Source organism: Accumulibacter sp. (assembly GCF_031732815.1).
GTDB lineage: Bacteria > Pseudomonadota > Gammaproteobacteria > Burkholderiales > Rhodocyclaceae > Accumulibacter.
The window spans coordinates 1-4,769 of sequence record NZ_JAVMKF010000138.1 but is presented as its reverse complement, the minus strand read 5'-3'; the positions used below and the strand labels follow the sequence as shown (position 1 = coordinate 4,769).

4 protein-coding genes and 1 pseudogene are annotated in these 4,769 nt (G+C 66.5%); all 5 read left to right on the top strand.

Features of this window, described 5'->3' with window-relative positions:
- On the top strand, positions 1–360 hold a 360-nt coding region (locus RKP46_RS09705), incomplete at its 5' end, for an ACT domain-containing protein (protein ID WP_311106459.1).
- Positions 361–383: 23 nt separating this feature from the next.
- Complete coding sequence (hisC, locus tag RKP46_RS09700) at positions 384–1,472, top strand: histidinol-phosphate transaminase (RefSeq protein ID WP_311106458.1); 1,089 nt, start codon at positions 384–386, stop codon at positions 1,470–1,472.
- A 58-nt stretch (positions 1,473–1,530) separates the two neighbouring features.
- Positions 1,531–2,418 carry a prephenate dehydrogenase/arogenate dehydrogenase family protein gene (locus RKP46_RS09695; protein WP_311106457.1) on the top strand — a complete coding sequence of 296 codons (888 nt, stop codon included), beginning with the start codon at positions 1,531–1,533 and terminating at the stop codon, positions 2,416–2,418.
- Positions 2,415–4,388: a bifunctional 3-phosphoshikimate 1-carboxyvinyltransferase/cytidylate kinase gene (locus RKP46_RS09690; RefSeq protein WP_311106456.1), complete on the top strand. Its 1,974-nt coding sequence runs from the start codon at positions 2,415–2,417 to the stop codon at positions 4,386–4,388. Before RKP46_RS09695 ends, RKP46_RS09690 begins: the two co-directional genes overlap by 4 nt.
- Before the next feature lie 190 nt (positions 4,389–4,578).
- Positions 4,579–4,769, top strand: a pseudogene (rpsA, locus tag RKP46_RS09685) (30S ribosomal protein S1); the annotation flags it as partial.

Genomic DNA, 4,769 nt, shown 5'->3' with positions numbered 1-4,769 from the left:
CGCTATCAACTGCCGCAACTGGCGAGCAACATCGAGGACGAGCCGAACAACACGACGCGCTTCGTCGTGATCGGCCGGCAGGATGCCGGCCCGTGTGGGCGCGACAAGACCTCGCTGATCATGTCGGCGCAGAACCAGACCGGCGCGCTCAGCCGCCTGCTGGCGCCTTTTTCGGACGCCGGCGTTTCGCTGACGCGCCTGGAATCGCGACCGGCGCGCCACACGCTGTGGGAGTATGTTTTCTTCGTCGATCTCGAAGGTCACCGCGCCGATGCCGCCGTGCATTCGGCGCTGACCGAACTTGCTCGCCGCGCACCTTACCTCAAGCTGCTCGGCTCGTATCCGATGGCTGCCTACTGAGCACAACCTGCGAAGGACCTGCGATGACCCTGTTCGCCCAGTCGCTTCCCTACGTTCGCGCCATTTCGCCTTACCAGCCGGGGAAGCCGATCACCGAGCTGGCGCGCGAAATGGGTCTGGCGGTCGATCAGATCGTCAAGCTGGCGTCCAACGAAAATCCACTGGGCATGAGCCCGAAGGCGCGTGCGGCATTGGTCGCGGCGCTCGATACGATCGAGCGCTATCCGGACGATTTCGTTCTCAAACGCGCTATCGCCGAGCGCTACGGGCTGGGCATGGAGCGCGTCGTTCTCGGTAATGGATCGAACGATGTGCTCGACCTGGCAGCGCGCGTCTTCCTCGCGCCGGGTCGTTCGGCGGTTTTCGCGCAATACGCCTTTGCCGTCTATCCGCTCGCCACGCTGTCCGCCGGAGGCGAGCCGATCGCCGTTCCGGCGCGCGACTACGGGCATGACCTGACGGCGATGCGGGCGGCGATCCGGCCCGATACGCGACTCGTCTGGATCGCCAATCCGAACAATCCGACCGGCACCTTCGTCCCCTACGCGCAGCTCGAGGCATTCATTGCGTCGCTGCCGGATGACGTTCTGGTCGTTCTCGACGAAGCCTACAACGAGTACCTGCCGCTCGCCGAGCGCGTAGACACGACGGCCTGGCTGGCGCACTGGCCGAACCTGGTGATCACTCGGACCTTCTCCAAGATCTACGGCCTGGCCGGTCTGCGTGTCGGCTACGCGCTGGCATCGGCGGAAGTTGCCGACCTGATGAACCGCGTCCGCCAGCCGTTCAACTGCAACAATCTGGCGCTGGCGGCGGCGACCGCGGCGCTCACCGACGATGAGTTCGTTGCGCGCAGTCAGGCGCTGAACAGCGCCGGAATGCAGCAGATCGTCGCCGGACTGCAGTCGCTCGGTTTTGCCTACATTCCCTCGCACGGCAATTTCGTCAGCTTCCGTGCCGGTGACGCGGCCGCGATCAACCAGCGCCTGCTGCGCCAGGGTGTCATCGTCCGCCCATTGGCCGGCTACGCGATGCCCGAGTGGCTGCGTGTGACGATCGGTCGGCGCGAGGAGAATGATCGCTTCCTGGCGGCGCTGGAGGCGGCGCGATGACCCGCGCGGGCTTGGTGAGATCGATCACGGTCGACCGCGGCGGGGCAGGGGGCGGGCGGTGAGCAGCGCTCCGCAGTTTGCCAAGGTCGTCATCTTCGGCGTCGGTCTGATCGGCGGCTCGTTCGCCCTGGCGCTCAAGGCGGCCGGACAGGTCGGCGAGGTGGTCGGCTTCGGGCGCACGCTCGGCTCGCTGACGCAGGCGCTCGAACTCGGTCTGCTCGACCGCATCGGCTTCAATGTCGGCCAGGAAGTTTGCAATGCCGACCTGGTGTTGATCGCCGCGCCGGTCGGTCGCAGCGGCGAGATCATGGCGCGCCTTGCCCCGTTCGTCGGGGCGCAGACGGTGGTGACCGACGCCGGCAGCACGAAGCAGGATGTGGTCGCCGCGGCGCGCGAGCATTTCGCCGAACGACTCGGGCAGTTCGTTCCGGCGCACCCGATCGCCGGCGCCGAAAACAGCGGTGCGGCCGCCGCGCGCGCCGATCTTTACCGGCAGAAGCAGGTGGTCATCACGCCGTTGGCGGAAAACCCGCCAGCCTTCGTCGAGCGTGTGCGCGCTGCCTGGGCATGCTGCGGGGCGCTGGTGCGCGAGTTGAGCCCGGCCGAGCACGATCATGTCTTTGCCGCGGTCAGCCACCTGCCGCACCTCCTGTCGTTTGCGCTCGTCCATGAGTTGGCGCTCCGCAGTAACCACGAACTGCTCTTTGCCTACGCCGCCAGCGGTTTTCGCGACTTTACGCGGATTGCCGCCAGCCATCCGGAGATGTGGCGCGACATCTGCCTGGCCAATCGTAGCGCGTTGCTCGCCGAGCTCGACGGCTATCGGGCACAGCTCGACGGCTTGCGCGAGGCCTTGGCGGCGGGCGACGGGGCGCGCCTGGAGGCGGTCTTCGAGCTTGCCCGGGAGGCCCGTCGCGCCTGGGCGGACAGGAAGGTCGGCGAGTGAACGGCACGTTTCTCGATTTGCCACAGATGCTGGGCGCTGCCGGCACGGTCCGACTGCCCGGTTCGAAGAGCATTTCCAACCGTGCGCTGCTGCTCGCGGCGCTTGCCAGCGGTGAGACCGAACTGCGCGACGTCCTGCTTTCCGACGACACCGAACGTATGCTCGACGCGCTGCGCGCGCTCGGCGTCGACGTCGTCCAGCACTCCGCGACGGTTTTCCGCGTCGTCGGAAGCGGTGGGCGCTTTCCGGTCACCCAGGCCGACCTCTTTCTCGGCAACGCGGGGACGGCGGTTCGTCCGTTGACCGCAGTGCTCGCGGTGGTTGGCGGAGACTACCGCTTGTCGGGTGTTGCGCGCATGCACGAGCGGCCGATCGGCGATCTGGTCGAGGCCCTGCGCCAACTCGGCGCCGACCTGCGCTACGCCGGAAGCGAGGGCTTTCCGCCTTTGCTGATCGGATCGCCGGTGGCCGACGGCAGCGACCTGGTGACCTTGCGCGGCGAGGTTTCCAGCCAGTTTCTGACCGGCCTGCTGATTGCCTTGCCGCTGCGCCGTGGGCGCACGACTTGCGTTGAAGTGCTCGGCGAACTGATCTCCAAGCCCTATGTCGAGATGACGCTGCAGATGATGGCGCGTTTCGGCGTCGAGGTCGTACGCGAGGGCTGGCAGCGCTTCACCGTCGTGGCGGGCAGCGCCTACCGTTCGCCAGGGGTGGTCGAGGTCGAGGGTGACGCCTCGTCGGCGTCGTATTTTCTTGCCCTCGGCGCGCTTGGCGGCGGTCCCCTGCGCGTCGAAGGTCTGGGCGCCGATTCGATACAGGGCGATGTGCGTTTTGCCGACGCGCTGGCGATGATGGGCGCCCAGGTGAGCAGCGGCAGCAACTGGTTGGCCGCCGCGGCACCGGCGACGAGCAGCGGACAGGCCGGCTTGCGCGGCATCGACCTGGACTGCAATGCGATTCCGGACGCGGCGATGACGCTGGCGACGCTGGCGCTGTTTGCCGACGGACCGACGACGCTGCGCAACATCGCCAGTTGGCGGGTCAAGGAAACCGATCGGATCAGCGCCATGGCGTGCGAGTTGCGCCGCTTCGGCGCACGCGTCGAAGAAGGCGCCGACTTCATCCGCGTCTTCCCGCCGACGCCTGCGCAGGCGCTGCTGCCGGCAGTCGTGGACACCTACGACGACCACCGGATGGCGATGGCCTTTTCGCTCGCGGCGCTCGGCGTGCCCTTGCGCATCAAGCAGCCGGAAGTCGTTGCCAAGACCTTTCCGGAGTACTTTGCGCGCTTTGCCGAGGTGACGCAGCCGGTGCCGGTGCTGGCGATCGACGGCACTTCGGCTTCCGGCAAGGGAACGATTGCGCAGCGCGTGGCACAGGGACTCGGCTGGCATTATCTCGATTCGGGCGCGCTTTATCGGCTGACCGCACTGGCGGCGGAGCGCGCCGGGGTCGCCTGCGACGATGCCGGCCGGATGGCGACAATTGCCGCCGAGCTCGACGTCAGCTTCAGCAGCGGGGCGATCCTGCTCGCCGGTGACGCAGTCGGCGAAGCGATCCGCAGCGAGGAAATATCGCGCGCAGCGTCTCGCGTCGCCGCCCTGCCCGAGGTGCGCGCTGCGCTGCTTTTCCGCCAGCGCGCTTTTCGGCGCCCGCCTGGGCTGGTCGCCGACGGGCGCGACATGGCCTCGGTCGTCTTCCCGGATGCGGTGTGCAAGGTGTTTCTCAGCGCCAGTCTGGAAATACGCGCGAAGAGGCGGCATAAGCAGTTGATCGAAAAAGGAATCGCTGCTAATATGTCAGACCTCTTGCAGGATCTGCGCGAACGTGACGAAAGGGACAGTCAACGCAGCGTCGCGCCGATGCAGCAATGTGCGGATGCCGAACTGCTCGACACGACGGATCTGACCATCGAAACAGCGGTGGCGCAGGTTCTCGCCTGGGTCAACAAGCGTCCGAATCAGGGGTAGAGCGGCTCGCCGCCTGCCCGAAGTATCATCCGTCCGGCCCGCCGTCCGGTCGGCGCGGTCGTCTCCCGGCGTGGTTGTGCCGGGGAGGGCCGCTGCCTGCCGCCGGCGACGCGCGCTTCCTGGCACGGGCAGATGGTTTTTTCTCAACTCAACCCGCAGCGCTGCGGACAGGTCATTCAACTCAACTCATATGTCAACCAACCCAACCATGCAGGAAAGCTTTGCCGAGCTTTTCGAAGAGAGCCTGGGTCGCCAGGAAATGCGTCCAGGAGAAGTCATCACCGCCGAAGTCGTTCGCATCGATCAGAACTTCGTCGTCGTCAATGCCGGCCTCAAGTCGGAAAGCTACATCGAACTCGAGGAATTCCTCAACGATCAGGG

Bases quoted from the DNA above. Each gene is read 5' to 3' on its own strand.
- hisC (WP_311106458.1), top strand. From the start codon at position 384: ATGACCCTGTTCGCCCAGTCGCTTCCCTACGTTCGCGCCATTTCGCCT.